The sequence below is a fragment of the Ensifer sp. CCNWLY38 genome (genome assembly GCF_037120565.1).
Taxonomy (GTDB): domain Bacteria; phylum Pseudomonadota; class Alphaproteobacteria; order Rhizobiales; family Rhizobiaceae; genus Ensifer; species Ensifer adhaerens_H.
Window position 1 is genome coordinate 99,248 of record NZ_JBBBBO010000015.1, and the last position, 25,950, is coordinate 125,197.

Annotated in this window: 27 protein-coding genes and 3 tRNA genes; 18 read left to right on the plus strand and 12 right to left on the minus strand. The window is 60.7% G+C overall.

What is annotated here, in order from left to right; genetic code table 11:
- Positions 1 to 185: 185 nt before the first annotated feature.
- Together V7S54_RS27640 and V7S54_RS27645 are read right to left on the minus strand one after the other, a co-directional pair.
- Positions 186 to 1,520, minus strand: a complete 1,335-nt coding sequence (locus tag V7S54_RS27640; RefSeq protein WP_065373741.1) for a D-Ala-D-Ala carboxypeptidase family metallohydrolase — start codon at positions 1,518 to 1,520, stop codon at positions 186 to 188.
- A gap of 394 nt (positions 1,521 to 1,914) precedes the next feature.
- Positions 1,915 to 2,355: a VOC family protein gene (locus V7S54_RS27645; RefSeq protein ID WP_065373740.1), complete on the minus strand. Its 441-nt coding sequence runs from the start codon at positions 2,353 to 2,355 to the stop codon at positions 1,915 to 1,917.
- A gap of 196 nt (positions 2,356 to 2,551) precedes the next feature.
- Between V7S54_RS27645 and V7S54_RS27650 the strand changes: the two genes are divergently transcribed.
- The 3 genes from V7S54_RS27650 to V7S54_RS27660 all read left to right on the plus strand — a co-directional run bounded on the left by V7S54_RS27650 (position 2,552) and on the right by V7S54_RS27660 (position 4,443).
- A complete protein-coding gene (locus V7S54_RS27650; RefSeq protein ID WP_043623636.1) occupies positions 2,552 to 3,130 on the plus strand; it encodes a cold-shock protein in 579 nt (192 codons plus the stop codon).
- Positions 3,130 to 3,609 (plus strand): DUF192 domain-containing protein, encoded by a 480-nt coding sequence (locus V7S54_RS27655; protein ID WP_065373739.1) that lies wholly within the window; start codon positions 3,130 to 3,132, stop codon positions 3,607 to 3,609. Before V7S54_RS27650 ends, V7S54_RS27655 begins: the two co-directional genes overlap by 1 nt.
- A 186-nt stretch (positions 3,610 to 3,795) precedes the next feature.
- A complete protein-coding gene (locus V7S54_RS27660) occupies positions 3,796 to 4,443 on the plus strand; it encodes an outer membrane protein (protein ID WP_065373738.1) in 648 nt (215 codons plus the stop codon).
- A 159-nt stretch (positions 4,444 to 4,602) separates the two neighbouring features.
- Here V7S54_RS27660 and V7S54_RS27665 read toward each other — a convergent pair whose 3' ends face one another.
- A complete protein-coding gene (locus V7S54_RS27665) occupies positions 4,603 to 5,244 on the minus strand; it encodes a DUF1062 domain-containing protein (protein WP_065373737.1) in 642 nt (213 codons plus the stop codon).
- A gap of 467 nt (positions 5,245 to 5,711) precedes the next feature.
- Entirely contained in the window at positions 5,712 to 6,896 is a 1,185-nt protein-coding gene (locus V7S54_RS27670) for a GGDEF domain-containing protein (RefSeq protein ID WP_065373736.1), read from the minus strand.
- A 235-nt stretch (positions 6,897 to 7,131) separates the two neighbouring features.
- On the opposite strand from V7S54_RS27670, the gene V7S54_RS27675 reads away from it, so the two are divergent.
- The 3 genes from V7S54_RS27675 (at position 7,132) to V7S54_RS27685 (ending at position 7,879) form a co-directional block, all read left to right on the plus strand.
- Positions 7,132 to 7,208 (plus strand) — tRNA-Pro (locus tag V7S54_RS27675).
- Positions 7,209 to 7,460: 252 nt separating this feature from the next.
- Entirely contained in the window at positions 7,461 to 7,766 is a 306-nt protein-coding gene (locus V7S54_RS27680; RefSeq protein WP_034791376.1) for an ETC complex I subunit, read from the plus strand.
- A gap of 36 nt (positions 7,767 to 7,802) precedes the next feature.
- Positions 7,803 to 7,879, plus strand: a tRNA-Arg gene (locus V7S54_RS27685).
- A gap of 64 nt (positions 7,880 to 7,943) precedes the next feature.
- Here the strand turns inward: V7S54_RS27685 and V7S54_RS27690 are convergent.
- Positions 7,944 to 8,756 (minus strand): alpha/beta hydrolase, encoded by an 813-nt coding sequence (locus V7S54_RS27690; RefSeq protein WP_065373735.1) that lies wholly within the window; start codon positions 8,754 to 8,756, stop codon positions 7,944 to 7,946.
- Between the two features lie 228 nt (positions 8,757 to 8,984).
- Positions 8,985 to 9,200, minus strand: a complete 216-nt coding sequence (locus V7S54_RS27695) for a hypothetical protein (RefSeq protein WP_141679349.1) — start codon at positions 9,198 to 9,200, stop codon at positions 8,985 to 8,987.
- 28 nt (positions 9,201 to 9,228) lie between these two features.
- Here V7S54_RS27695 and V7S54_RS27700 point away from each other — a divergent pair, with 28 nt between their 5' ends.
- Positions 9,229 to 10,209, plus strand: a complete 981-nt coding sequence (locus tag V7S54_RS27700; RefSeq protein ID WP_065373733.1) for a GlxA family transcriptional regulator — start codon at positions 9,229 to 9,231, stop codon at positions 10,207 to 10,209.
- A 160-nt stretch (positions 10,210 to 10,369) separates the two neighbouring features.
- On the opposite strand, the gene V7S54_RS27705 is transcribed toward V7S54_RS27700, so the two are convergent.
- The 3 genes from V7S54_RS27705 to V7S54_RS27715 form a co-directional block, all read right to left on the minus strand.
- Entirely contained in the window at positions 10,370 to 10,633 is a 264-nt protein-coding gene (locus tag V7S54_RS27705; protein WP_065373732.1) for a hypothetical protein, read from the minus strand.
- Between the two features lie 308 nt (positions 10,634 to 10,941).
- Complete coding sequence (locus V7S54_RS27710; protein ID WP_065373731.1) at positions 10,942 to 11,196, minus strand: YMGG-like glycine zipper-containing protein; 255 nt, start codon at positions 11,194 to 11,196, stop codon at positions 10,942 to 10,944.
- A gap of 204 nt (positions 11,197 to 11,400) precedes the next feature.
- The gene (locus V7S54_RS27715) at positions 11,401 to 11,643 is read right to left on the minus strand and encodes a hypothetical protein (protein WP_065373730.1); all 243 of its coding nucleotides are present in this window, start codon (positions 11,641 to 11,643) and stop codon (positions 11,401 to 11,403) included.
- A 198-nt stretch (positions 11,644 to 11,841) separates the two neighbouring features.
- On the opposite strand from V7S54_RS27715, the gene V7S54_RS27720 reads away from it, so the two are divergent.
- The gene (locus V7S54_RS27720) at positions 11,842 to 12,171 is read left to right on the plus strand and encodes a hypothetical protein (protein WP_058328168.1); all 330 of its coding nucleotides are present in this window, start codon (positions 11,842 to 11,844) and stop codon (positions 12,169 to 12,171) included.
- A gap of 179 nt (positions 12,172 to 12,350) precedes the next feature.
- On the opposite strand, the gene V7S54_RS27725 is transcribed toward V7S54_RS27720, so the two are convergent.
- Together V7S54_RS27725 and V7S54_RS27730 are read right to left on the minus strand one after the other, a co-directional pair.
- Positions 12,351 to 12,854 (minus strand): hypothetical protein, encoded by a 504-nt coding sequence (locus V7S54_RS27725; protein ID WP_065373729.1) that lies wholly within the window; start codon positions 12,852 to 12,854, stop codon positions 12,351 to 12,353.
- A 420-nt stretch (positions 12,855 to 13,274) separates the two neighbouring features.
- Positions 13,275 to 13,350 (minus strand) — tRNA-Lys (locus V7S54_RS27730).
- Between the two features lie 191 nt (positions 13,351 to 13,541).
- Here V7S54_RS27730 and V7S54_RS27735 point away from each other — a divergent pair.
- Both V7S54_RS27735 and V7S54_RS27740 read left to right on the plus strand, forming a co-directional pair.
- Positions 13,542 to 14,288, plus strand: coding sequence for a cytochrome c biogenesis CcdA family protein (locus tag V7S54_RS27735; RefSeq protein WP_058322497.1), 747 nt, complete (start codon positions 13,542 to 13,544; stop codon positions 14,286 to 14,288).
- A gap of 225 nt (positions 14,289 to 14,513) precedes the next feature.
- Positions 14,514 to 15,476: an AEC family transporter gene (locus tag V7S54_RS27740; RefSeq protein WP_065373728.1), complete on the plus strand. Its 963-nt coding sequence runs from the start codon at positions 14,514 to 14,516 to the stop codon at positions 15,474 to 15,476.
- Here V7S54_RS27740 and V7S54_RS27745 read toward each other — a convergent pair.
- Entirely contained in the window at positions 15,444 to 16,655 is a 1,212-nt protein-coding gene (locus V7S54_RS27745; RefSeq protein WP_065373727.1) for a UbiH/UbiF family hydroxylase, read from the minus strand. The genes V7S54_RS27740 and V7S54_RS27745 overlap by 33 nt on opposite strands.
- 275 nt (positions 16,656 to 16,930) lie before the next feature.
- Between V7S54_RS27745 and pcsA the strand changes: the two genes are divergently transcribed.
- From pcsA to V7S54_RS27785, 8 genes are all read left to right on the plus strand, one after another.
- Entirely contained in the window at positions 16,931 to 17,656 is a 726-nt protein-coding gene (pcsA, locus tag V7S54_RS27750; protein ID WP_065373726.1) for a phosphatidylcholine synthase, read from the plus strand.
- 9 nt (positions 17,657 to 17,665) lie between these two features.
- The gene (locus tag V7S54_RS27755) at positions 17,666 to 18,643 is read left to right on the plus strand and encodes a quinone oxidoreductase family protein (protein ID WP_065373725.1); all 978 of its coding nucleotides are present in this window, start codon (positions 17,666 to 17,668) and stop codon (positions 18,641 to 18,643) included.
- Positions 18,644 to 18,691: 48 nt separating this feature from the next.
- On the plus strand, positions 18,692 to 20,266 hold the full coding sequence (locus V7S54_RS27760) for an ABC transporter ATP-binding protein (RefSeq protein WP_065373724.1): 1,575 nt from the start codon (positions 18,692 to 18,694) through the stop codon (positions 20,264 to 20,266).
- Positions 20,256 to 21,350 carry an ABC transporter permease gene (locus V7S54_RS27765; RefSeq protein ID WP_065373723.1) on the plus strand — a complete coding sequence of 365 codons (1,095 nt, stop codon included), beginning with the start codon at positions 20,256 to 20,258 and terminating at the stop codon, positions 21,348 to 21,350. Before V7S54_RS27760 ends, V7S54_RS27765 begins: the two co-directional genes overlap by 11 nt.
- Positions 21,350 to 22,270 carry an ABC transporter permease gene (locus tag V7S54_RS27770; protein ID WP_058328174.1) on the plus strand — a complete coding sequence of 307 codons (921 nt, stop codon included), beginning with the start codon at positions 21,350 to 21,352 and terminating at the stop codon, positions 22,268 to 22,270. The genes V7S54_RS27765 and V7S54_RS27770 overlap by 1 nt, the downstream gene beginning before the upstream one ends.
- 48 nt (positions 22,271 to 22,318) lie before the next feature.
- Positions 22,319 to 23,389 (plus strand): BMP family ABC transporter substrate-binding protein, encoded by a 1,071-nt coding sequence (locus V7S54_RS27775; RefSeq protein ID WP_065373722.1) that lies wholly within the window; start codon positions 22,319 to 22,321, stop codon positions 23,387 to 23,389.
- Positions 23,390 to 23,653: 264 nt separating this feature from the next.
- A complete protein-coding gene (locus V7S54_RS27780; protein ID WP_057255908.1) occupies positions 23,654 to 24,397 on the plus strand; it encodes a FadR/GntR family transcriptional regulator in 744 nt (247 codons plus the stop codon).
- 164 nt (positions 24,398 to 24,561) lie between these two features.
- Entirely contained in the window at positions 24,562 to 25,854 is a 1,293-nt protein-coding gene (locus V7S54_RS27785; protein WP_065373721.1) for a hemolysin family protein, read from the plus strand.
- Positions 25,855 to 25,950: the final 96 nt, after the last annotated feature.

Here is a 25,950-nt window from a genome sequence, read left to right on the forward strand (position 1 = left end):
CTCTTCCCAGAATGAAAATCTGGTGTCCTAACCGATAGACGAAGGGCGCACTTGCTGTGTGGGCGCCTTATAGCCAGAGGATTTGAGAACCGCAAGCGGCAATTTTCATATTTCTGTAAAAATTCCACAGTCGCGAGCCGAAGGGTAGATTCCTTAGAATAACCCATGGAAACAAACGGTTGGCTTCAGCCCTTGCCGCGCCGGCAGCGCCAGTTCCAATCCCGCTGCGCGCCGATGTCGATATGGACCGACTCCGTATGGCAATAGGTGCCGACGCCGCCGCGACCGGGAACGCTGCGCAGGAATTCGGCAAGATCCCACTTGCTGACGCCCTGGACCTGGATGTCTGCCGCCTCGCAGCGCGTATGCAGCGACTGCTTGGCGCGGTTGACCTTGATCGGCCTGAGGCCGGAGGTGACCATGACCTGCTTGCCGTAATGCGTTTCCACCTTCTTCAGCATTTGCATGAGCTCAGGCTTGAAGCAGCCGGCATCAACCTTCTCGGTCTGCAGGATCAGTCCGCTCGGGGCCAGTCGTGCCAGGCCCGAAAGAGACGCGACCTGAACCGGCGCGCCATCGTCGTCGTCGCCGAGATGCTCTTCGTGCTCGAAATTATAGAGCGAAGTGAGTTTGACGCCCGGGAGCGTATAGGCGAGGGATGCCGTCTGCGGCTGGCTCGCATTGGTGGTGGTAATCGTCTTCTTTTCCGCCGGTGGCGCAGCGCGCAGTGCTTCCTGCTGTTTTTCCTTGCGTTTCCCGGCAAAGAGCGTTGCGAGTGTCCAGGTTTTCGGCGCTTCCTTGTCGCCGTCGCTTTCCTTTGCCTCCGCGGTCGCCTGCTTCGGTTCCGCGATCGCCACTTCAGTCGCGGCTGGCGTAACCTCGGCATTGGCCACAGCCTGAGGTGCAGCCGATTTTTCGCCGCCGGCGGCCGCCTCGGCGCTGAGCGGTACGGGGACGGCTGCGGGAAGGGCGTCCTGCGCCGGAGTGGGAGCGTAGGCGGCGACTGCCGTGTCTGCCGGCTGAGCGGTGGCCTCGTTCGCGGCGCCCTGTTGCGGCGTCATGATCGGCTGAGGCTGTCGCTGGGTGCCGCTGAACAAACTGTTGGTGGTCGCGTTCATGGCGGGCTGGCCGGCCGGCAGCGGCACAGTTCCATTGGCCTGCGGCTGGGTATTCGGCATGCCCTGCGTCGCCGCTGCCTGTCCGTAGATGCTGGAAGAAGCGGCACGCAGGCCTGTGTTCTGCATCGTCAGGGACTGGGCTTGCCCGGAATCCTGCGTGGTGGCGGCCTGTTGCGCCTGTGGATCGCTGCCGAGCGCGGCCACCTGCGCATCCTGGGCCGTGCCTTGCTCGGCCGATTCGGCCGCCTGGGTCGCGGTCTGCCCCTCAAGGCCCAGCCCGGCGGTAACGTCGTTGTCGGCAACCGCCGACACGCAACCACTGAGTGCCAGGAGTGAAACGGATAAAGCTGCCGCCCGCGCAATGGCAGCGAGCACTGCGCCCTTCGTATCCGGATGTTGCAACGTCCTATCCCCGCTCTCCGTGCATGATCGGCGAATTCGCCTTGCCATGCATTAAGTCTCAGTTCCGAAACATCGCTCAGAACAAACAAACTCATGTTTCTCGCGGCGGTTCGAAAGAACGCCACGGGAAAAGATCAGGCCAAGTACAAAGGGGGTCGCCGCCACGAGACATCGCGGATAGGACCCGGCATCAACGTTTCGCGCGAAAAAATACTCAACCACACGCGATTTGTAAACCGGCGCTAACCTTGAGCCCACATGTTGCACACATGCAATGGCCCGGATCGACCGGGCCTTAGATCATTCATAGCTGCTGCTGATCGGCGACTCGGCCATGCCAGCCGGTGTTAACGGCCGCATAGGAGTATTTTCGCCAGGCAGAATTGCGCGGGGCTTACCATGCGCCGGTATTGGCCATCGAAACCCAGGGCTCCTGCGCCGGACGGTTTTCGCCCTTCTGTAGAATCTCGATCGAAATGCCGTCTGGGGAGCGTACGAAGGCCATATGGCCATCGCGCGGCGGGCGGTTGATGGTCACGCCGTTGTCCATCAGGTGCTGGCAGAAGCCGTAGATGTCGTCGACCTCATAGGCGAGGTGACCGAAATTGCGCCCGCCGGTGTAATCTTCCGTATCCCAGTTGTAGGTGAGTTCGAGGCAGGGAGAGAGCTCTCCGCGCGCGCGGTCGATGTCGCCGGGAGCGGCGAGGAAAACGAGCGTGAAGCGGCCTTTCTCGTTCTCGTAACGGCGGATTTCGGTCAGGCCGAAAAGCGTGCAGTAGAAGTTCAAGGCCTCGTCCAAACTCTTGACGCGAACCATCGTGTGCAGATAGCGCATTGCAATGTCCCTGTTTTGCAGAAGATGGCGTATACTGAGCCGCCAGCAAGCCAGAGGCAAGGCTGCGTCCGCATATTAGATCTCGGCCAAAATATGCCGAGGGTCTTGCGTATCCGCGGCGGGACGATGTTATTCTGGTCAATAAGAATCAGTTAACCGTATCGGTAGTCGCGCGTAAACGAGGGGCTGGGAGAGAATGGCGGATAGGACATCTTCAAAAGACGTCATGCATGGTGACGACTTTGGCAGTGACGCTCTCGACCTCATCGAAATCACGGGCGTGATCAAATGGTTCGACGTCGCCAAGGGCTTCGGGTTCATCGTGCCTGACAACGGCATGCAGGACGTGCTGGTCCACGTGACCTGCCTGAGGCGCGACGGTTACCAGACGGTTCTCGAGGGTGCGCGCGTCGTGGCCCTCATCCAGAAGCGCGATCGCGGCTACCAGGCGTTCCGCATCCTTTCCATGGATCAGTCGACGGCGGTGCACCCGTCTCAGCTTCCACCGGTGCGCACCCATGTGCAGGTGACGCCGACCAGCGGCCTCGAACGCGTCCTGGTCAAGTGGTTCAACCGCACCAAGGGCTTCGGCTTCCTGACGCGCGGCGAGGGGACCGAGGACATCTTTGTCCATATGGAGACCCTGCGGCGCTTCGGCCTCACGGAGCTTCGTCCCGGACAGGTTGTCCTGGTGCGCTTCGGCGATGGCGAAAAGGGCCTGATGGCCGCCGAGATTCATCCGGACGGCCCGTCGCCGACGAGCCGGTCGCACTGATGCTCGCAACACGAAACCTTTCCGGAAAAAGCGCCCTGTTGGCGCTTTTTTTGTTGTTCGCCTTTACCGCGGCAGCTTTGGCGGAGGTCGAGTTCACCACCGACAAGATGCGGCTCGTGACCACCGACAGGAAGGTGCACGAACTGACCGTCGAACTTGCCGTCGATGCCGACCAGCGCGAGCAGGGATTGATGTTCCGCCGATCGATGGCGCCGGATCACGGCATGCTGTTCGATTTCGGTGAAACCCGCCGCGTGATGATGTGGATGAAGAACACCCATCTTCCGCTCGACATGCTGTTCATCGACAACAAGGGCGTGGTGCGGACGATCCGTCAGGACGCCGTCCCATTTTCCGAAGCGATCATTGATTCCGGCGAGCCGGTCGCCTTCGTGCTCGAGCTCAATGCCGGCACCGTCAAACGACTTGATATTCGGGCCGGAGACCGCCTGGAGGGCGCCCGAATCCCGGGTCGATGACCCCGGGCCAGTGGACGATGTTTCGGCAGGCGGTTTCGGTCGCCGCCTTGTAGTTTGAGGATCAGAGCCTAAATCACCTGTATCGAGACGAATCGATCTTTCGATGACGACTGCAAAGCCTTTTGAGCAGGACTTCAACTTAATAAGTTGCTAATGTTTTGCCGAAGACAACAGGAGGCATCTGTGATGATCCGGAATGTGCTTGTTGCCATCGTGGCGGCCGCGGCGTTCACGCAAAACACAATGGCGGCAGACCTGACGCCGGCGCCGGAGCCGGCACCGGTTGTCGAAACGCCGCCGGTTTTCGTATGGACCGGCGGTTATGTCGGCCTTCAGGGCGGCGGCGGCTGGTTGAATGGCGATTTCAGCGCGCCCGGCGCCAGCGGCTCAGAAGATTTCAATGGCGGCCTGCTCGGTGCCTTTGCCGGTTTCAATTATCAGCAGGGTGATTGGGTCTACGGCATCGAGGGCGATGTCAACTATAACTGGAATGACAAGAGCTTCGATGTTGGCGGAACCTCCGCCGAAGTCGGCACCGATGTCTCCGGCGCGATACGCGGGCGTGTCGGCTATGTGCTGAATGACAAAGCGCTGCTCTACGGGGCAGGAGGCTGGGCGGTCACCCGGGGCTTCGTCGATGTGCCCGGAGCCTCGAAGGAGAAAGAGACCTTCAACGGTTGGACGATCGGCGCCGGTGTCGATTACTCGTTCTCCGACAACGTCTTCGGCCGCGCCGAGTATCGCTACAACGACTATGGCGACAAGGACATAGGCGGCGTCAACGTCGATCTCGATCAGCACCAACTCACCATCGGCGTCGGTGTAAAATTCTGACCTACTGCATGTTTCCTTTAATCGTAGCCGGTTAAAGGACAAAAACATGCAGCAATTCAAAGTGCTACAGCGACCTTTGCGCGTCTGACAGGACGCGCGGCGCTGTAGATGCCCCAGTCAAGGAAGCGCCAGCATCTGGCCGGCGCTTCCTTCAATCGTTCATGCAGGCTGCAATATTCTTCCCGCGCGATCGGCGATTTCGCCTCGATCGCCTTCGTCCGAGAGATCGAGAGCCACGCGCAGACCGTCCCGGATGGGCCGTTGTAACGCCTTGCGTGAGCCGGACAGCAGCGTAAGCCGCCCTGCTTCCTCAAGCTGGACGAGCCTGTTGCGCGACAGGCCGAGTTCCGCAGACAGCAGGCGATCGGCGCGCATGCTGACCGCCAACGGCACCTCAAGGACGATCTCAAGACGGGTACAGACGTCCCGCGGTTGAGCGACGACGTGCCTTGTCACATGGCAATCGGCAAATTCTTCGATCCTGTCGGTGCTTCGGCGAAGACCCTCGACGTCGAACGCGACCCGGCGAAACCAGCCCGGGTCGTTGTCCTGAAGCGCATCGAGCGTTTCAGGTGCGATGTCGCGGACATACTGCCGCTCGAAGATCGGGCGATTCCAGGTGTCGTCGCAGTCGGCGCAGCGATAGATCAGCCAGGCATCCAGCCGCCGGCCGTTGGCATTCAGCCGCGTCTTGCCGCTGCATTCGAAGGGGCGCGCGCCGCGGCAACGGCTGCAGGAGAGCCAGGGGCGGGGCGCGGTTTGTGGTTCAATGGTCCACAGGACCGTCAATGTATGAGACATGTCGTCTGGTTCTTCCAATAGGAAGTCCATCAAGACGACGGTTTGAGTACCCGTTCCGGGGACGCGGTCTGGCAGCGTTTGTAGGTGATGGTTCCGCCTGGTGGTGTTGCACCGGGCTTGAGATCGGCAATGCCATTCCGGTCTCGAACCGTCACCTCAACGAACGCGTGAAATATCAAACCGATAACGTCGGGCGCGACGGGGTGAAACTAGCGAGACCGGATTTTACAAAGGCAAAGCGAAACTCCAGGAGAGGCTGCGCGCCCGTTCTACACCGCGGCGTGTGCCGCGCAAAGTGCGGAGTGGTCACGCGCACGCGCCATGGTAGCTTTTTGCTCGGAATAGGTGAAATTTGGCCACAGGCAATTTCGCTCAATAGGCGTAGTATGAGGCATTACACCTCCAATCTGGAGCGGCCTCTGCATTAGGACGGCCGCTTCTTTTTTGGACGGCGTAGCCGTTCCTCCTCAGCCGACGCGGCCGAAACTCAGCTCCATTGACGTTGAAGCAGGTGCAGTCGTTGCGGAAAATGACGTGACGCGGTTGCGACCGCCGCGCTTGGCCTCATAGAGCGCCGCGTCTGCCCTGTTGAACAAGTCCTCCCACGAACCTTCGTCGCCGCCGGCTGCGAGGCCCATGCTGACACTGAGCGCTATGCGTTGCCCGTTGCCTATCACCACGAGTTCTTCGACGGCGTGACGCAGCCGCTCGGCGATGACAAGCGCCTGCGCTTCGCTGGTCTGCGGCAGGTAGAGGCCAAACTCCTCCCCACCAAGGCGGGCAAAACAATCGCCCTTTCTGAGATTCTTCCGCATCAGATCGGCAAAGGCGATCAGCGCCTGGTCGCCGGCTTGGTGGCCATAGCGATCGTTGATGCGCTTGAAGAAGTCCAGATCCATGATGATGAGGCAGTCGCCATGCCAGTTCGATCCGGGCAGTTGCGTGAGAAACCAGCGTCGGTTGCGCGCGCCGGTCAAGGCATCGGTGTCGGCCGAACACCTGAGCTCGGCTTCGGCCCTCTCCTTGACGAGGACGAGCGCAAAAAGGGCGATCGCGAAGTGGCAGATGATCGAGAGGAAGAAGGCGTAGGTGGTGGTGATCGGTATGATGCCCGGCTTCACAAGGCCGATCACCACGGCAAGGCAGAGGCTGGCGCCGACGGCCATGGCCGCCGCAAACAGCGCGCGCACCGGCAGCCGCTCCCTGCTGCGATCGGAGATGACGGCAAGGGCGGCGGCCGCCAGAAATGCAAAGGCGGTGGCATTGAAGACACTGGCGCGGATGTAGTTGACCACATGGAAATGCGTGGCAAGACCGATTGCTGCGCCCGCGGCCGGTATCGAAAGTGCCAGCCAGTCCGCCTTGCGTCGACGGCCAGCGCTCAAGCGGCGCACACCGATCCAGAACAGCGCATAGCCGCCGATCCCGAGCGTGAAGCTCGAAAGCGTCCACAGATAGGCCGGCAGCAGCTGCTGTTCGCCGTAGCCGGCGAGCGTCGACGCAAGAGCCAGGAAGAAGAAGCCGCTCGCGAGAATTCCGAGCCCCTCATCCCGCGGCGACTGCCAACGGGCATAAAGAAAGCAGAACGCGCCGACGAGGAACGACGATTTGTGAAGCAGCAGAACGGTGGCGAGATCGAGTTGGGCGTTCATGGGATGATGCTCGGGCGGGCTTGGGAGGCTGGCGCGGTGCGGTTGTGCACCAGTTGGCTCTAGCCGCAATGGATTTAGCGAATACTAAACTCGAATGACAAACCGACACATTTGTCCCATTTCTGCCAGCCACGGACTGTGGGTGGGACGGATGCAGGTTTTCGTCAGTATGGACGTCAACGAAATTACATGTTGCAGCCCAAGGGCGAAGCGTGTATCTCCGGCGCCGTTGGCACGGAGTGTAGCGCAGTCTGGTAGCGCATCTGGTTTGGGACCAGAGGGTCGGGAGTTCGAATCTCTCCACTCCGACCATCGTAACGCCGAAGGCGGCGTTCCTGACCTCCCTGCGTCTTTTCACTTCGTCAGATATTGCCTTTTGGGCACTTGTTGAACGGCGACGGCACGGCCGTGTCAGCGGAACCCTGCGTCCCGCGCGATCGCCCGCCGAAAAGCCGAATTTATCCGGCCGAAAGTCATTCCGTTTTAAATCATTCTGCGTTATGGGAAGACGGAATGTTGGCGCCCGTGAATGTTGCCAGCGAAAGTATGGAGCCGTTCGAAACCATGTCCGCAAAGATCTATCGTCCAGCAAAGACCGCCATGCAGTCTGGCAAGGCCAAGACGAATCTGTGGGTGCTGGAGTTTGATCAGGAAAAGCCGCGCACCATCGACCCGATCATGGGCTACACCAGCTCCGGCGACATGAAGCAGCAGCTGCGACTGACCTTCGAAAACGCCGAGCAGGCCATCGCTTATGCGGAGCGCAACGGCATCGAATACCGCGTGATCGCGCCGAAGGAAGCGACGCGCAAGAGCGTGTCCTACCCGGACAACTTCCGTTTCAACCGGATGCAGCCCTGGACCCACTAAGTCCTCCGGTCGCATTCGACGGGCAAAGCCCGGGACGGCCCCTTAGCTCAGTTGGATAGAGCACCTGCCTTCTAAGCAGGTTGTCGCAGGTTCGAATCCTGCAGGGGTCGCCAAGTTTCTAACGATCTGTTTCTTCGATAGAGTTTTTGGATCCTGTCACGAGGTGCGTAGGGCGGCCTAGGTGGCGTTCCGCTTCAGCCCCTCCACGAAGTCGATCACCTCGCTTACCGTATTGTCGTTCCAGATGTCGTTGTGGCCGGAGCGCTCGTCGATCTGCATCTGCTTGGGTTCAGGCGCAATGCGATAGAGCGCCTCGCCCGACGACAGCGGAATGCTGTCGTCCAATCGTCCGTGAATGAAAAGCTTTGGTTGCTTGACCGTCGCTATTTTGAGGTCGGAGCGGAAGGGATCCTTGATGAGAAGCGCGACCGGTAGGAACGGATAGCGCGCTTGGGCTTCCGACAGAATCGACAGATATGGGGAGATAAGGATCACGCCGGAGACTGGCCTTTGTGCCGCCGTGTTCACGGCGACGCCGGTGCCGAGCGAGCGACCGAGCACGACGATGCCCCCCTTGGTGCGGTGCGCCAGCCAGTCGAACGCCGCGATGCCGTCGGTCAGCAGACCGTCCTCGCCTGGCGAGCCGGTCGATCCCGGATAGCCGCGATAGGAAATCGCAAGCAATCCAATGTCCCGCGCAGCCAACGCCTGTGCGAGAAATCCATAGTTGTCTGTTCGATCTCCGTTCCCGAAAAAGAGCAGCACACCGGGTTGGTCGGGCTTACCTTGACTATAAAGCCCGTGCAGCGTCTCACCATCCGGAGTTTTGACGGAGACGTTCTCACCCCAACTCGCTGGGTTCGGTGCGGCAGTCGTGGCGGCCCCGGGATAGAGAAGGGTGCGCTGCGAAAAATAGATGAGGCCAAGAAGAAGAATATAAATCAGGACCGCTGAAAGCGGCAAGATCAGCAGAAGTCTTGTGATGCTCATGACGCCACATCCAGTCGTGGGAGAGAACAGGCTACGATAAAATGCAGGTCTTCATAGAAACATGCCGAAAGATATTTGAATTGATTACCACGGATGCAGCGGCGATGCGGATCGTCCGGAAATGTGGACGAATATGTTCGCTCATGTCCGGCTGAAGTTGTAGTTGGTCCGAATTCTACCCCACGCCGTACCGATCCGCGATGTCTGTGCGAAGAGGCCGGACTGAGATCACATATAGTGAATCCGGTCGATGATGTATGCGACGACTGCCTGCGGCCCTTCCTTTTGTGATGGCACATAAAAAAACGGGCCGGTGGATGGCTCCAACCGGCCCGTTCCGGCAAAAGGCGGAAAGGGGAACGTCTCTGCGCGGGGCTGCAGCGCCGCGCGTAGGGAGATCGATACGGACTGATAATGCCCGAACGCCATTTCCGGAATTGACATTTATCGCTCAAAAATTGACATTTCCCGCATGCCTTCCGATGGACGTCCACAATCTGTGATCGAAGTTTCTGTCGTCATCCTGCCGGAGTCGTCGATCATGTCGCTTGCCTCGGTACTGGATCCGATGCGCGCTGCCAACCGCATCTCCGGGCGCGATGTATTTCGCTGGCGGCTGCTCTCGGCGGATGGAAAGCCGGTGACGTTGACCTGCGGCGTGCCGATCGTGGTCGACGGTGCGTTCGCCCAGCCGCTCGCCGGCGATGCGCTGCTGGTGATCGGCGGTTTCAATCTCGACCGGCATGTAGGAAAAAAATTCATCGGGATCCTGCAGGAGTCCTCCCGGCATTTCGACATTGTCGCCGGCATCGAGTCAGGCTGTTGGCTGCTCGGGCGAACCGGTCTGCTCAATGGCCGTAGGGCGACCGCCCACTGGGAAGAACTCGAAGACTTCAGCCAGGCCTTTCCGGCCTTGACCGTGCTTGGCGACCGCTTCGTCGCCGACGGCAAGTTCTGGACATCGGGCGGCGCATCGCCGACCTTCGACATGATGCTGCACTGGATCACGCAGAGGCTGGGTTCGGCGCTGGCGCTCGATGTCGCCAGCATCTTCGTCTACGACCAGACGCACAACGCGACCGACGTTCAGCCGTTCGTTTCGCTCGGGCGGATCGAGACGCGCGATCCGGAACTTGCCGAAGCGATTCGGCTGATGGAACGCACCCTCGAGCGTCCGTTGACGATCGCCGCGCTGACGAAGCGGCTGTCGATTTCACAGCGCAAGCTGGAGTTGCTTTTTGCGCGGGGACTGTCGACCAGTCCCGGCGCCTACTATCTGCGCCTTCGCCTTCAGGTCGCACACCGTCTGGTTCGCGATTCCGGCAGCCCGATTCGCGAGATCGCACTCCGCTGCGGCTTCGACAGCCTGTCGGCTTTCTCGCGTGCCTATAGCCGCGAATACGGCATGAGCCCACTAAAGATGCGTTTGGCGCGGCGAGCGGCTGCGGCTTAGTGTTGGCGAACGCCAAATGCGCCTACTGCATGTTTCCTTTAATCGTCGCCGACTAAAGGACAAAAACATGCAGCAATTCAAAGTGCTACAGCGACCTTTGCGCGGCTGATAAGACGCGCGGCGCTGTAGACATCTCAGATATTCAGATCAGGACTAGGGGTCAGTGGACCGTCTGCGGCGGTTCGTCGGTAAACGCCTGGATGCCGTCTCGCTGGACGGTCGCAATGAACTCCTCAAAGGCCTCGCGATCGGTGGGGAAAGGTTCCTCCCACGTGGTGGAAAAACCTTCCTCATCGATAACCTCAAGGACCCAATCGAGATTCGAGCCCGCTGGCCGATAAATGCGCAATTCGACGACGACGCCGTCGTCACTGAACTGGCCGGAAAATTCTGAATACTCGTACGTCTGCTCTTCGTCAGTCATTTCTGCAGTCTAACACGCTTGATAAAGGACGTCTCATGCTGTTCGGCAGTTCTCGCTGCTCCGGCGTGCAACGATGCTAGTCGTCACCGTCATCTTGTACTTGGCGGCATGTCCCATCCCGATGGCGGCTTGTCGATGGCACCGAGAAGCTGGTGCCGGCATGGCTTGGCCCATCCAAAAACATGGCCCAACCGCCCCAGGCGAGCTGCGCGTGGCGGCTAGGTTGTTGGCGATGGGAAGGCCCCCCTGGCCAGGTTCGAAGCTACGGAGCGTCGAAATTGACACCCCGTCCGCTCCGAATGTTGCTGTTATCGGCAGCGTGCTTCGTACCGACGCCCGTAGCGATCACGATAGATGCAATAGCCGGCGCGCTCTTGCGAACGACCGATCAGGTTGCCTATGACGCCGCCGGCGACAGCGCCGATTGCCGCGCCGCCCCAGCTATCGCTCACGGCGCCCCCGATGATGGCACCGGTGCCAGCGCCGATCACCGTCCCTTTCTCGGTCTGCGTGCAGGACGCAAGCGTACCAATCATTCCAATCGCAATGATAAGCTTTTTCATGCTTTCACCCCTTTGCTACAAATCAACCTGGGAGTTCACCACTCTGCATCCTCAGCGCGAGCTTAAGCATCTACGCAACGCGCGCAATTGTCGATAGTGGTGTTTTGCTGGGAGCAAGGAATCTCTGACGGTCAGGCATCGCTCGCTCGAGGCCCCCAGCCGGCGGTCCACCAACCGGCGGCAGACCTTCTAAGCGCAGAGTAACTATCGCCAGTAGCTTTGCTCGCTGTCGACCGACGATCTGCCCATGACGTAGCCAATCGCAAACGCAAGCAAGCTGACGGCAAGCGTTAGTCCGGCTGCAGTGTACGGGTGATCTGCGGTCCCGACCGCCGCGGCGTTTGCCTCACGGCGCACAGCGTCGGCGGCTGCCTTTGCGACCTTGCGGGCGCCTGTAGGTGGTTCGATGGGTTTTCCAGTGAAGCCCGCTTTCAGATCTTTCGCCACGATGTTTCTCCTTGTGGTGGTCAGGGAAGGAACTGTCGATTCGACGGGAAGTTCCGGAACTGCACGCCAGCGCCGCCGGCATACCGCTCGCGGGGACGGCTCCGATGGTGCCAGGCCACTCGGCCCGTGCGGGGTCCATTGTTCATCGGAGGTTCAGGCTGATAGGCCGACAGTAATCGCCAGATAGGAGGAGTTACGATGAAAAAGCTCTTATCCGCCTTCGCAGCGATTGGCTTGGCTGCGTCTTTCGCGCTGCCGCTAAGCGCCGCTCCGATTTTCGTGCCGAAGCCCGTCCAAGTGCAGACGGACACCGTCGAACTGGTTAAACACCGGAGTCATCGTCATTGGCGCGCGGATCGCCGGTGGGATCGTCGGTGGGATAGGCGGTACGCCTGCGGTTACTATGGCAGGTGCTACCCCCGCCATTACGGTTACTATGGTGGCTACCGTGACCGCGGCTACTATGGCTACCGCGACTATTACCGCTACCAGCGTCGATCCGGCGTTACGGTCTACTTCGATTTTTAGCGGGAATCGCGTGAGGACATTCAGCAGGTCGATGAGGTCGTCGGCTTGCGCTCGGGCATGACCCCCTCATAGTGGCGAGAATGCACAATGTAGGCTGCCAACGCGCCTCACATTATTGCAGATCAGATAGCCTGCTGGTGATCTTGAACTTAAGTCCAGTGTGATATCCCGAAACGGAGCTAGGCATCCGGGCGATATCGAGCGGCGTCGGAATTCTGCTCCCGCCACATGGCGTCGCCGAACAGTGCAGCCTCGTCGCTCAGTCCCTCGCGGAATTGATCGGTGATGTACCGGGCCAGTAAATCGGCGCGTTTTCCATGACGCGGGATACTGCACCAGATGCACACCCGGTCGAACGTCCGTTGAAGCATGTCTAGTTCGTCCGGGGTGATCCGGCTGTTTAGGCCTCCCGCAATCTCCTCCATCGAGACCTCTTGGTTGCCCTGCTGAAGAGTGTCCGCGTTCGGATCCAACGCAGCGGATTTGTAGAATGCGATCATGTGTTTCAGAGCGCCGCTCTCACGAACGCCGCCTTGGTAGCAATTGATAATGCGGCTTGCGATCGCCTCTGCGGCCTCACTACTCCGCGACAGGCCGAGCCCACGCAGGACGTCCTTAAAAATCTGGTCTATCTGGTCGATTTCGTGGGGGAGAAGCATCTTCGAATTGGTCGTCGGAGACATCGCGCGACCTCCTATACTGGGGCGAAAGCGTGATGATCTTCCAGCCGCCGAGGCCCTTATCTACGCCCGGCGATGGGGCGATTATGAGCCGACACTGCGGCAATGCAACTAGACGGAAGTTGCGGGCCTCGGGGTGACCGTCGCCAAAAAGGCGCGCTACGGATTTCTCGTTGTGACAAAGCTAGTGTAGATGTGTGCCAAAGCCGCCGCCGCGCCACATCCAAGTAGCAACTTCCGGGCGCATGCTAGGGTCTCTGGAGCCTACGGCTCTGAAGGCGTTCCGCCCATGTTTTCGTGAGACCATTTTGATACCGGGAAGGGCGGGAAGCGCCTGAAAAAGCCCGGAAAATAAGGGAAAGCATGTTACTGCTGGGGCGCATGAAAAAGGGGCTAGGAATGGCCCTAACCCCTTGAATTCGTTGGTGAGCGCGCAGGGATTCGAACCCTGGACCTACTGATTAAAAGTCAGTTGCTCTACCGGCTGAGCTACGCGCTCCCTGGCCGCGGCTGTGAAGCCCGGCGGAAGTGGGCGGACATATGCACGCGTGTTTCCTGTCGGTCAACCGAAAAATTGCGGGTTTTGTGAAGAAACGGTGCATGGCGCAATGATCGCCAAAAGGTGATTGGTATCATCATGATCCTGCGGCTAAGGAATGGCCCAAATGCCGCATGCCGGAGTTCTTGCCGTTGTCGATCGCCGATATTTCCATCTGGACCGCCATTCTTGCCGGCGCCCTCTCGTTCCTTTCCCCTTGTGTTCTGCCACTCGTGCCGCCCTATCTTTGTTACATGGCGGGCGTTTCGGTCGACCAGTTTCGTAGCGGCGATGCGGCGACGGTCGGAAGCACCCGGCGTGCGGTCCTGCCGGCGGCGCTGTTGTTCACGCTCGGGTTCGCAACCGTCTTTGTGGCCCTGGGGGCAGGGGCCTCGTCGATCGGCATGCTGCTCCGGCAGCATATGGATCTCCTGTCGCGCATCGGCGGCGTGATCATCATCATCATGGGCCTGCATTTCCTCGGCGTTTTCAAGATCGGGCTGCTGGCGCGCGAGGCGCGCTTCCAGGGCGGCGGCAAGCCGGCGACGCTCTCTGGCGCCTATATCATGGGGCTCGCCTTTGCCTTCGGCTGGACGCCGTGCATTGGCCCTGTGCTCGGCACGATCCTCGGCGTTGCCGCTGCGCGCGACACCGTGTCTGACGGCGCCATGCTGCTGGCCGTCTATTCGCTCGGGCTTGCCATTCCGTTCTGGATCGCAGCCGGCTTTTCCGGCGCCTTCATGCGCTTCATGTTGCGCTTCCGCCGTCATCTCGGCCTGGTCGAAAAGCTGATGGGCGGGCTGCTGGTGCTGGCGGGCCTGGCTTTCCTCTTCGGTTTCATCAGTTCCGTCGCCATCTGGTTCCAGACGACCTTCCCGATCCTGATGAAAATCGGCTAGGGCATACCCTCGTATTTCGGAATCACTTTTTCTCAGGGCCGGCCTAATCGTCAGCCCGGTTCATGGGCTAGGCGTGCGAAGGCTACTGTATGGTTCCTTTAATCGTACCCGATTAGAGGACAAAACATGCAGCACTTCAAAGTGCTACAGCGATCTTTGTGCGTCTGATAAGACGCGCGGCGCTGTAGGTGCCGGCGCGGGGAACTGAAAGATGCGAGGGGAAAGATGACGGAAATTGCGGGCCTGGTGCTACCGTTTTTCGGCCTGATCTTTCTCGGCTATCTGACGGCGCGTTTCGTCCAGCATCCGGGCGAGGCAATGGGGTGGCTCAACACCTTCATCATCTATCTCGCTCTGCCGGCGCTGTTCTTCAAGCTCGTCTCACGCACGCCGATCGAACAACTGGCGCGCGCCGACTTTATCCTGACGACGGTCGGGGCGACTTATATGGTGTTTTCGCTGATCTTTCTGATCGGCGTTTATATCAGGCGCAACTCCATTGCCGAGGCGACGATCCAGGGCTTCGGCGCCGCCTATGGCAACATTGGCTACATGGGCCCCGGTCTGGCGCTTCTTGCTTTGGGTGATGCGGCCGCGGTGCCGGTTGCGCTGATCTTCAGCTTCGAGAATGCAGCCCATTTCGCCGTCGCGCCGGCGATGATGGCGATATCAGGCGGCCGGCAGGAAAAACCGCTGGCGCTTGCCGCAAGTGTCGTGCGCAAGATCATCCTGCACCCGTTCATCCTTGCGACGCTCGCTGGCGTCGTCGCCGCCTTCTTCGCGGTGCAGCCGCCGGTGCCGGTTCAGCGGCTCATCGATTATCTCGCGCAGTGTGCAGCACCTTGCGCGCTCTTTGCCATGGGCGTGACACTGGCGCTGCGCCCGATCAAGCGCATTCCCGTCGAGATCGGCTACATCGTCCCGGCCAAGCTGCTGCTGCACCCGCTCGTCATGTTCACGGCCATGAGCTTGACGGGCAACTATGATCCGATCTGGGTGCAGACCGCGGTGCTGCTGGCAGCACTACCGACGGCAACGAACGTCTTCGTCATCGGCCACCAGTATGGCGTATGGCAGGAGCGGGCCTCGGCGACGATCTTGATCACCACGACGCTGTCGGTCGCAACCGTCACCGGCCTGCTTTATCTCATCCGCTCAGGCGCTCTTCCGCCCGATCTTTTCCCGTAGGCTATCCCTAAAGGCGTGAAGCGCGCTGCCGGGGTGAACGCCTTCGCGCATCAGGAGGCTGCGCAGCGGCCCGACGGCGGAAAGCACATGAAGCCCGAGGGCGCGTAGCGCCTGCACCGGCAGGAAGCCGGAAAGCAGCGAGCGGTTGAGCAGGTCGACGCTTGCCGTGCGGCTGACTATGTCGATCCGTCGGCGGCTGTCGAATCGGTCGCCGATGTCGCCGGCAAGCGTTTCTCCCTTGGCCGTACCGATGATATCGACGAGCGTCATCACATCACGCAGGCTGAGGTTGAGGCCTTGGGCGCCGATCGGCGGAAAGGCGTGTGCCGCTTCGCCGAGGAGCACGACACGCCCCTTGCCGAAGCGCTGCGTGGTCATGCCCGAGAGCGGGAAGGATTGCGGCGTGCCCTCGACCGTCACCTTGCCGAGAATCGATTGCATCCGGTCCTCGACCGCGCGGGAGAGTGCAGCAAGGTCCAGCGACAGCGTTTGCGCGGCATCGTCGGGTTTGCGCACCCACACGAGGCTGGAGCGGTTGCCGGGCAGGGGAACCTGGGTGAAGGGGCCGCTTTCGGTGTGGAACTCGGTCGAGATGTTCTGGTGCGGCAGTTCGTGCGCAAAGTTCAAAACGACCGCCGTCTGCGGATAGGACCAGGTGCTGACGGAGATTTTCGCCGCTTCGCGCACCGGTGAGCGGCGACCATCGGCGCCGACGAGCAGATGCGCACTGCATTGGCTGCCGTTTGCCAGCTCGATCGTCGCGACAGTATCCGAAAGGTCGAAGCCGATTGCGGAGGTGGTGATGCGCGTCAGCGTCGCGCTCTCTTCGGCCCGCTGGCGGAGAATGTCGATGAAAGGCGCGTTCGGGATGTTGTAACCAAAGGCGTCGAGCCCGACTTCCGAGGCGCGGAAATTGACCGGCGGCGCACGCAGCAGCCGGTTGGTTCCGTCGAGAATGCGCATGGTCGAGAGCGCTGCCGTCAGCGGCTCGACCTTTTCCCAAAGGTTGAGCTTTTTGAGATACTCGATCGATTGGTCCATCAGCGCCGTGGTGCGTCCGTCGGCGACCGCCGGTTCCGGACCGATCAAGGCGACGTGGTAACCGGCCTCGGCAAGCGCGATGGCCGCGAGCGATCCCGCAAGACCTGCACCGATGATGGCGATATCGTAGTGATCCATGAGGCAACCAACCTTTCACGCACGCTGCGAGGCGTCTTGGCCGAGCCTCGATCATACCTCTAGTCGCGGGCGAGAGCGAAATAAATGGGTAGAATCAGCGCAGAAGCAATTTGCAAGTGTCCACAGGACAATGGGGCTGCAGGAAGCGAGCGAGCTTGAATTTTAGTGGCGATGCGTTGCAAAGGGTGCATATTACGCGCAATGCGCCGCAGAGCGGTTGAGGCGGGCCTCCAGGTCCGTACGGGGAAATAGCTAGGGGTAGGCGGCGTCCGCAGATGAAGTTCTTTAACTACAGACGAGTTCCCTACGCCGAGATCCGCGCCTTTTCCGTGCACATCTTGACCGCCTCGGGATCGTTTCTTGCCTTCCTCGGCGTCGTCGCCGCGGCCGAACATCGCTTCGTCGATATGTTCTGGTGGCTGGGCCTGGCGCTGCTCGTCGATGGTATCGATGGGCCGATCGCCCGCAAGGTCCGCGTCAAGGAAGTGCTGCCCAACTGGTCGGGCGACACGCTCGACAACGTCATCGACTACGTGACCTATGTCTTGCTGCCGGCCTTTGCGCTCTATCAGAGCGGCATGATCGGCGAACCCTGGTCCTTCGTGGCGGCGGGCGCGATCGTGGTTTCGAGCGCGATCTACTATGCCGACATGGGCATGAAGACGGACGAGTATTTCTTCTCGGGCTTTCCCGTCGTCTGGAACATGGTGGTCTTCACACTGTTCGTCATACAGGCGAGCGAGGTGACGGCGTCGGTCGTCGTCTTCGTCTCCGTGGTGCTGACCTTCCTGCCGATCAACTTTCTCCACCCGGTCCGCGTCCAGCGTTTGCGGCCGCTGAACCTCGGCGTCTTCCTGGTCTGGTCGGCGCTGGGTGTCTATGCGCTGCTCCTGCATTTCGCGACGCCGGTTTGGGTAGTCACCGGCTTTGTCGTGACAGGCATCTATCTCTACGTGATTGGCTTCGTGCTGCAGATTTTTCCAAGTCTCGGCCGGAAATAGGAGCAGGCAATGGCACAGGCGATTGTGGTACGCGAACTCGGTGGACCGGAGGTCCTGAAACTCGAAGGCGTCACGCTCTCGCCGCCAGGCCCGGGCGAGGTGCAGATCCGCCAGGTTGCCGTGGGCCTGAACTTCATCGACGTCTATTTCCGCACCGGCCTCTATAAGTCCGCTTCTGGCCTGCCTTTCGTGCCGGGCAAGGAAGGTGCTGGCATCGTGACCGCGGTTGGCGATGGCGTCAGCCTCTTCTCCGTTGGTGATCGCGTCGCCTATGCCTCGGCCGACGGCGCCTATGCCAGTGAGCGTAATGTCGATGCATCACAGCTCGTGAAGGTGCCTGACGGCATCAGCCTCGAGACGGCGGCGGCGATGATGCTGAAGGGCATGACGGCGCAATATCTGCTCAACCAGACCTATCAGGTTGGCCCCGGCACGACGATCCTGTTCCATGCGGCCGCCGGCGGCGTCGGTCTGATCGCTGGCCAGTGGGCAAAGTCGCTTGGCGCAACCGTGATCGGCACCGCGGGCTCGCAGGACAAGATCGATCTGGCGCTGGCGCACGGCTACGACCACGTCATCAACTACCGCACCGACAATTTCGTCGCGCGGGTGAAGGAATTGACCGATGGCCGCGGTGTTGATGTCGTCTACGATTCCGTCGGGCGCGATACCTATCCGGCGTCGCTGGACTGCCTGAAGCCGCGCGGTCTCTGGGTCAGCTTCGGCAATTCGTCCGGTCCGGTGGATGCCTTCAGCATCGGCATTCTGGCGCAGAAGGGATCGCTTTTCGCGACCCGTCCGACACTCTTCGGTTACGTTGCCACGCGGCCTGCGCTGGAAGCGTGTGCAAATTCCCTGTTTGATATTGTGCAAAGCAACAAAGTGCGTATCAATATAAATCAGACTTATCCGCTTGCCGATGCAGGGCGGGCGCATACGGATCTCGAGACAAGAAAAACAAGTGGAACAACACTGCTGATTCCGTGATCGAAGCCTTAAGGCGGACGCGGATCAACAGAGGGGAAAGAGGGCAGCGTGCCTGTTGAGGGAGTAGCGGCGAACGGTCACCTATTGGCTGTGAGCAACCTGACGAAATTGTTTGGCAGCTTCGCGGCCTGCAATGGGATCAATCTGCAGATTGAACAGGGCGAAATCCACGCCCTTCTCGGCGAAAACGGTGCCGGAAAATCGACCCTGGTGAAGATGCTGTTCGGCGTATTGGCGCCGACGGCAGGCGAGATCCTTTGGCAGGGCCAGAGCGTGCGCATCGCCAATCCCGCCGCCGCGCGCAAGCTCGGCATCGGCATGGTTTTCCAGCATTTTTCGCTGTTCGAGGCGCTGACCGTCGCCGAAAACATTGCGCTCTCCATGGATGCGAATATCTCGCTCGCGAAGGTGGCGGAAGAGGCTTCGCGCCTGTCGCATGCCTACGGCTTGCCGCTCGACCCCAAGGCGCATGTGGCCGATCTATCCGTGGGCGAGCGCCAGCGGATCGAGATCGTGCGCGCGCTGCTGCAGAACCCGCGCCTCATCATTCTCGACGAGCCGACTTCGGTTCTGACGCCGCAGGAAGCCGATCGCCTGTTCGAAACGCTCTACAAGCTGAAGGCGGAGGGCCGCTCGGTTCTCTATATCAGCCACCGGCTCGAGGAAGTTCAGCGCATCTGCGACCGCGCGACGGTGCTGCGTCACGGCAAGGTGACCGGCGCCTGCGACCCGAAGGCGGAGACCCCGTCGTCGCTGGCGCGCATGATGGTCGGAAGTGACGTCGCGGCCGTGACGGCCGAAGGCACGAGCGCCAAGGGCCAGGTGCAGCTCGAGGCGCGGCATCTGACGGTTCCGGCCCGCACACCCTTTGCCGTTTCGCTGAAGAACATCTGTCTCAAAGTCCACGCCGGCGAGGTGCTGGCAATCGCCGGTGTCGCCGGCAATGGCCAGGGCGAACTCTTCGATGCGCTGTCGGGCGAGTATCCGGTCGTTGACGAGAATGCCGTGCAGATCCGGCAGAAGCCGGTCGGCAACAGGAACATCAATGCCCGCCGCCTGATGGGCGCGGGCTTCGTGCCAGAAGAGCGCCACGGCCATGCCGCCGTATCGGCGCTGCCGCTCTCGGACAATCTCGTGCTTGCCCGCAGCCGTTCGGACGCCAAGGCATTCCTTGGTGGCGGTTTCCTAAAGATCATCCGCCGGGATGCGGTGACGAGCGCCACGAAGCGCATTTCCGAGGCGATGGATGTGCGCAAGAGCGGCGAAGACCCGCCGGCAGGCTCGCTGTCGGGCGGCAACCTTCAGAAGTTCATCGTCGGCCGTGAGCTTGATCGGCAGCCGAGCGTGCTGGTCGTCAATCAGCCGACCTGGGGTGTCGATGCCGGCGCCGCCAGCCGCATTCGCCAGGCGCTCGTTGACCTTGCCAAGGCGGGCTCGGCTGTTCTCGTCATCAGCCAGGATCTGGACGAGATCTTCGAGGTGGCGACGGAAATCGCCGTCATCAGCGACGGGCGGCTCTCCGATCCCTATCCGGCCAAAGATCTCTCGCGCGAAAAGATCGGCCTGCTGATGGGCGGCATGTACGGCAAGACGGAAGGCACGGAGGCCGCACATGCGCATTGAACTGGAAAAGCGCGCCAAGGTCTCGACGCTGTTCTCGATCCTGTCGCCGTTCATCGCCTTCCTGCTGACGATCGTCTTCGGCGGCATCATGTTCGCGCTACTCGGCAAGAACCCGGTGACGGCGCTCTACAGCTTCTTTGTCGAACCGCTGAGCGAGGTCTGGTCGCTGCACGAACTGGCGATCAAGGCAGCACCCCTGATCCTGATCGGCGTCGGGCTCTCGGTCTGCTTCCGCTCCAATAACTGGAACATCGGTGCCGAGGGCCAGTTCATCATGGGCGCCATTGCCGGCTCGATCCTACCGGTGGTCTTCTATGACTGGCAGTCGCCGCTGGTGCTGCCGCTGATGATGCTGATGGGCATGCTCGGCGGCGCGCTGTTTGCGGCAATTCCCGCCTTCCTCAAGGCGCATATGAACACCAATGAAATCCTGACGAGCCTGATGCTGGTCTATGTCGCTCAGCTCTTTCTCGACTGGCTGGTGCGTGGACCCTGGCGCAACCCGAGTGGCATGAATTTTCCGGAGACGCGCACTTTCACCGTCGATGCGATCCTGCCGGAGATGATCGCCTCGGGACGAACCCATTGGGGCTTCGCTTTCGCCATCATCGCGGCGGTCCTCGTCTGGTTCATGATGCGCTACACGCTGAAGGGCTTCGAGATTTCCGTTCTCGGCCAGTCGGAACGGGCAGGGCGGTTTGCCGGTTTCTCCTCCCGCCGGATGATATGGTTTTCGATGCTGCTCTCCGGCGCCTTGGCTGGGCTGGCCGGCATATCCGAGGTCAGCGGTGCGATCCAGCAGCTGCGCCCGGTGATCTCGCCCGGCTACGGCTTCACGGCGATCATCGTCGCCTTCCTTGGTCGCCTCAATCCGCTCGGCATTGTTGCCGCCGGGCTGGTGCTCGCCTTGACCTATCTCGGCGGTGAAGCGGCGCAGCTTTCGATCGGCGTTTCCGAAAAGGTGACGCGCGTCTTCCAGGGATTGCTGCTCTTCTTCGTGCTCTCCTGCGACACCCTCATCCACTACCGCATCAAACTGGTCTTCGACCGGTTGACCGCGACAAACACCGAGGTGAGCCGCTGATGGGTATTGTCGAAGCGATCCTCTTGAGTGTCATCACCGCCGCGACCCCGCTGGTGCTCGCCGCGATCGGCGAACTGGTGACGGAGCGCTCAGGCGTTCTCAACCTCGGCGTCGAAGGCATGATGATCATGGGAGCGGTTTCCGCCTTCGCGATCACCCAGATTACCGGCTCGCCCTATCTCGGCATGCTCGCAGGTGTTGCCTGCGGCGCGATCTTCTCGCAGCTCTTCGCCTTCCTGACGTTGACGCTCGTGGCAAACCAGGTGGCGACCGGCCTTGCCCTGACGCTGCTCGGGATCGGCGTCTCCGGCATGATGGGCGAGAGTTTCCTCGGCCTTCAGGGCATCAAGCTGCAGCCGATCACGATACCGCTTCTGGCGGACATTCCGGTTATCGGTCCGCTGCTGTTCCGACAGGACATCATCTTCTATCTGTCGATTGCGATTGTCGCCGGCGTGCACTGGTTCCTGTTTCGCAGCCGCGCCGGCCTGAAGCTTCGGGCCGTTGGCGACAGCCATGCCTCAGCGCACGCGCTCGGCGTCGACGTCATTCGCACGCGCTATCTGGCCGTCATGTTCGGCGGCGCATGCGCCGGCCTTGCCGGTGCGCAGCTGTCGCTCGTCTACACGCCGCAATGGGTGGAAAACATGTCGGCGGGACGCGGCTGGATCGCGCTGGCGCTGGTGGTCTTTTCTTCCTGGCGGCCCTGGCGGCTGGTGGCCGGCGGTTACCTCTTCGGTGCGGTCTCGATTAGCCAGCTGCATGCGCAGGCCTTCGGTCTGGGTATTCCCTCACAACTCCTTTCATCGCTTCCCTATGTGGCGACGATCGTCGTACTCATTCTCATTTCGCACAACCGGCGCATGACCTTGATCAATACACCGGCATCGCTCGGCAAACCGTTCGTGCCGGACCGCTGATTTCAAGTATGTCAGACAAACGCTTCTCAAACCGACAGGGGTAAAAAAATGAAGAAACTACTGCTCGCTCTCGCAAGCACCGCGGCGGTGATCGGCTTCGCCACCGGTGCCAGCGCTCAGGAAAAGGCCAAGGTCTGCTTCGTCTACGTCGGTGCCAAGACCGATGGCGGCTGGACCCAGGCGCACGACATCGGTCGCCAGGAGCTGGAAAAGGCGCTCGGCGACAAGATCGAGACGCAGTATCTCGAAAGCGTACCGGAAGGTCCGGATGCAGAGCGCGCGATCGAGCGCCTTGCACGCTCGGGTTGCGGCCTGATCTTCACGACGTCGTTCGGCTTCATGGATGCGACCATCAAGATCGCGCAGAAGTTTCCGAACGTGAAGTTCGAACATGCCACCGGCTACAAGACCGCGCCGAACGTCGCGACCTACAACAGCCGCTTCTATGAAGGCCGCTACATCCAGGGCCAGATTGCCGCCAAGATGTCGCAGAAGGGCGTCGCCGGCTACATCGCCTCCTTCCCAATCCCGGAAGTGGTGATGGGCATCAACTCCTTCGTCATCGGCGCGCGCTCGGTAAACCCTGACTTCAAGATCAAGGTCGTGTGGGCAAACACCTGGTTTGACCCCGGCAAGGAAGCCGACGCCGCCAAGGCGCTGGTTGACCAGGGCGTGGACATCCTGACGCAGCACACCGACACGACGGCTCCGATGCAGGTTGCCGCCGAACGTGGCATCAAGGCGTTCGGCCAGGCTTCCGACATGATCAAGGCTGGCCCGGAGACACAGCTGACGGCCATCGTCGACACCTGGGGCGCCTATTACATCAAGCGCACGCAGGCTTTCCTCGACGGCAAGTGGGAAACGACCTCGAGCTGGGATGGTCTGAAGGACGGCATCCTGACGATGGCGCCCTATACCAACATGCCTGATGACGTGAAGAAGCTGGCCGAGGAAACCGAAGCCAAGATCAAGTCGGGCGAGCTCAAGCCATTCACCGGCCCGCTGAAGAAGCAGGACGGCAGCGAATGGCTCGCAGCCGGTGCAACGTCCGATGACGGCACCTTGCTCGGCATGAACTTCTACGTCGAGGGCGTCGACGACCAGCTGCCGAAGTAAGCGGCTGCACAGAAGTGAAGTTGGGCAAACCCCGCCGCCTGGCGGGGTTTGTTCGTTTCAGAATGGGGTATGGCAAGCCTGTGCGGCTACGATCGGACATCGTTTGCCAGCGCCGATTTCGCTTGTCTTTCCGGGGGCTTTCCGGAATCGGTCGATCAAACTACACTCGTTTGCGCAAGTTTAGGCAAACGGTCGGCGGCGCTTCGCAGCACCGATATCCGTGTGTCGGCAAAGTCAGGCAGGGGAGTGCCTGGAGGAGATGGATTGAACAGGAGTTTGCTGGAAACCGTTGTGTCCGGCTCGCGCAAGCGTACGAGCCATGCGCATGTCGTCGATCAACTTGGAAAGGCGATCATATCCGGCGAGTTTCCTGTCGGCTCGATCCTTCCAGGAGATCCGGAGCTCGCCGCGCGCTTCAAGGTGTCGAGAACAGTACTGCGCGAGTCCATGAAGACACTGGCCGCCAAGGGGCTGGTCGTGCCCCGTGCCCGCATCGGCACGCGCGTAACGCCGCGCAACGACTGGAACCTGTTCGACAGCGATATCCTGACCTGGCATTTCGAGTGCGGCGTCGATGAAGATTTTCTCTACCACCTGAGTGAAGTGCGCCTCGCCTTCGAGCCGCATGCAGCAGCCCTGGCCGCGCGAAACGCCTCGGAAGCGGAAATCAGCCGTATGATGCGGCTCGCCGTTGCCATGGGCGAAGAGGGACACACGGCAGAGAGCCTTGCCGTGGCGGATCTGAAATTTCACCTCGCGGTCGCCGAAGCCTCCGGAAACCCGTTCATGCGGACGGTCGGCGGGCTGATTGAAGCGGCGCTGGTTGGCGTCTTCAAGCTGAGCTCGCCTGTCGCCGAAAGGGGCGGCATAGACGAGGTCGCCCGTAACCATATCCGCATCGTTGAGGAAATCGGCCGGCGCGACGAAGTCGGCGCCCGGCTCGCGATGGAGAATGTCATCAAGATCGGTCGCGAGCGGGTCCGCAGCGCCTTGCATAACCGCGCCTGACTTCGGTTTCTCCGGGATTGTTCGATATTCCCTATTGGTGATCTCCAATGTTCAGCAGATCGCATAGATTTCAATGCTTGCGCTTGCTCAGATCGCCCGCTGGCCTTATCTGGTGATTGGTCGTTCCCAGCGGAGCGGCTTTCGTCAACGGTGATCTGGAGACCATGTCCGAGTTTTTTGTCATTTTCGTCTTGCTTTTGATCAATGCATTTTTTGCTCTCTCGGAAATGGCAATCGTCTCGGCAAGCAAGCCCATGCTTCGCCAGATGGCAAAACAGGGAAACGCCCGCGCCGAGGTTGCGCTGCGGCTGGCGGAAGATCCGGGCAAGTTCCTATCCACGGTTCAGGTCGGCATTACGCTGGTCGGCACGCTGGCCGGCGCCTACGGCGGTGCGACCATCGCTGCCAAGATCGCACCGACCCTCGATGAAATCGCCTGGATTCATCCCTACGGAAACACGGTCGCCGTCGCGCTCGTCGTGACCCTGATTACGTTCCTTTCGGTCGTGATCGGCGAGCTTATCCCGAAGCAACTGGCACTGAAGAATTCCGAAGCGCTGGCGATGTTCGTCGCGCGCCCGATGCATCTTCTGTCGCGAATCGCGGCTCCGGTCGTCTATCTGTTCGAAACGGCCGCATCGGTCGCCATGCGCCTTCTCGGCATGCGCCCGGATGATCCGGACCATGTGACGGAGGAGGAAGTGCACGCGATCATGGCCGAGGGTGTCGAAAGCGGCGCGATCGAGAAGTCGGAGCACGAGATGCTCCGCCGCATCATCCGGCTCGGCGACCGCAACGTGAAGTCGATTATGACCCACCGGACCGAGGTGAGCTTCATCGACGTCAACGACAGCCTGGAGACGGTGGGCCGCAAGATCGGCCAATTCAACCATTCCCGTTATCCGGTGGTCGATGGACCGAGCGGCGATGTGCTTGGCGCCGTACTGGCGAAGGAGGTCCTGAACGCCCCGACCTCCAGTCCGTTCGACGTGCGCAAATATATCCGGGAGATTCACACCTTGCCGGAAACCGCGTCCTGCCTGAAGGCACTCGACGCCTTCAAGTCGTCGAGCATCAACATGGCAATGATCGTCGACGAATATGGAAGCACCGAGGGTATCATCACCATTGCCGATATCCTGGAAGCAATCGTCGGCGTGTTGCCGTCGAACTACGACGACATCGAACACGCGCTGATCCGTGTACGTGAGGATGGCAGCTACCTCGTCGACGGCCGCACGCCGATCGACGAAATTCATCTGACGATCGGCATCGAAGGCATCGATGCCGACGGTAACTTCGAGACGATCGCCGGCTTCCTGGTGCAGCAGCTGCGCAAGACGCCGGAGGAGGGCGATATCGCCATCGCTCACGGCTACCGGTTCGAGGTGATCGACATGGATGCACGCCGGATCGACAAGATCCTGGTCAGCCGAAGCGACGAAGCGGCCAACTGATACAGTCCATGAAACGTGTCGAGGGGGCCGGGGACGCAGTTGCTCTCGGCGTGAGGCGGTAGCGTCGCTATGGACTGCCTCACCCCGCCGCAAATG

Excerpts from the sequence above, each read along its gene's own strand:
- V7S54_RS27645 (WP_065373740.1), bottom strand. The coding sequence starts at position 2,355 with ATGCGCTATCTGCACACGATGGTTCGCGTCAAGAGTTTGGACGAGGCC.
- V7S54_RS27650 (WP_043623636.1), top strand. The coding sequence starts at position 2,552 with ATGGCGGATAGGACATCTTCAAAAGACGTCATGCATGGTGACGACTTT.
- V7S54_RS27655 (WP_065373739.1), top strand. The coding sequence starts at position 3,130 with ATGCTCGCAACACGAAACCTTTCCGGAAAAAGCGCCCTGTTGGCGCTT.
- V7S54_RS27660 (WP_065373738.1), top strand. The coding sequence starts at position 3,796 with ATGATCCGGAATGTGCTTGTTGCCATCGTGGCGGCCGCGGCGTTCACG.
- V7S54_RS27665 (WP_065373737.1), bottom strand. The coding sequence starts at position 5,244 with ATGTCTCATACATTGACGGTCCTGTGGACCATTGAACCACAAACCGCG.
- V7S54_RS27670 (WP_065373736.1), bottom strand. The coding sequence starts at position 6,896 with ATGAACGCCCAACTCGATCTCGCCACCGTTCTGCTGCTTCACAAATCG.
- V7S54_RS27680 (WP_034791376.1), top strand. The coding sequence starts at position 7,461 with ATGTCCGCAAAGATCTATCGTCCAGCAAAGACCGCCATGCAGTCTGGC.
- V7S54_RS27690 (WP_065373735.1), bottom strand. The coding sequence starts at position 8,756 with ATGAGCATCACAAGACTTCTGCTGATCTTGCCGCTTTCAGCGGTCCTG.
- V7S54_RS27695 (WP_141679349.1), bottom strand. The coding sequence starts at position 9,200 with ATGTCAATTCCGGAAATGGCGTTCGGGCATTATCAGTCCGTATCGATC.
- V7S54_RS27700 (WP_065373733.1), top strand. The coding sequence starts at position 9,229 with ATGCCTTCCGATGGACGTCCACAATCTGTGATCGAAGTTTCTGTCGTC.
- V7S54_RS27705 (WP_065373732.1), bottom strand. The coding sequence starts at position 10,633 with ATGACTGACGAAGAGCAGACGTACGAGTATTCAGAATTTTCCGGCCAG.
- V7S54_RS27710 (WP_065373731.1), bottom strand. The coding sequence starts at position 11,196 with ATGAAAAAGCTTATCATTGCGATTGGAATGATTGGTACGCTTGCGTCC.
- V7S54_RS27720 (WP_058328168.1), top strand. The coding sequence starts at position 11,842 with ATGAAAAAGCTCTTATCCGCCTTCGCAGCGATTGGCTTGGCTGCGTCT.
- V7S54_RS27725 (WP_065373729.1), bottom strand. The coding sequence starts at position 12,854 with ATGTCTCCGACGACCAATTCGAAGATGCTTCTCCCCCACGAAATCGAC.
- V7S54_RS27740 (WP_065373728.1), top strand. The coding sequence starts at position 14,514 with ATGACGGAAATTGCGGGCCTGGTGCTACCGTTTTTCGGCCTGATCTTT.
- V7S54_RS27745 (WP_065373727.1), bottom strand. The coding sequence starts at position 16,655 with ATGGATCACTACGATATCGCCATCATCGGTGCAGGTCTTGCGGGATCG.
- pcsA (WP_065373726.1), top strand. The coding sequence starts at position 16,931 with ATGAAGTTCTTTAACTACAGACGAGTTCCCTACGCCGAGATCCGCGCC.
- V7S54_RS27755 (WP_065373725.1), top strand. The coding sequence starts at position 17,666 with ATGGCACAGGCGATTGTGGTACGCGAACTCGGTGGACCGGAGGTCCTG.
- V7S54_RS27765 (WP_065373723.1), top strand. The coding sequence starts at position 20,256 with ATGCGCATTGAACTGGAAAAGCGCGCCAAGGTCTCGACGCTGTTCTCG.
- V7S54_RS27770 (WP_058328174.1), top strand. The coding sequence starts at position 21,350 with ATGGGTATTGTCGAAGCGATCCTCTTGAGTGTCATCACCGCCGCGACC.
- V7S54_RS27775 (WP_065373722.1), top strand. The coding sequence starts at position 22,319 with ATGAAGAAACTACTGCTCGCTCTCGCAAGCACCGCGGCGGTGATCGGC.
- V7S54_RS27785 (WP_065373721.1), top strand. The coding sequence starts at position 24,562 with ATGTCCGAGTTTTTTGTCATTTTCGTCTTGCTTTTGATCAATGCATTT.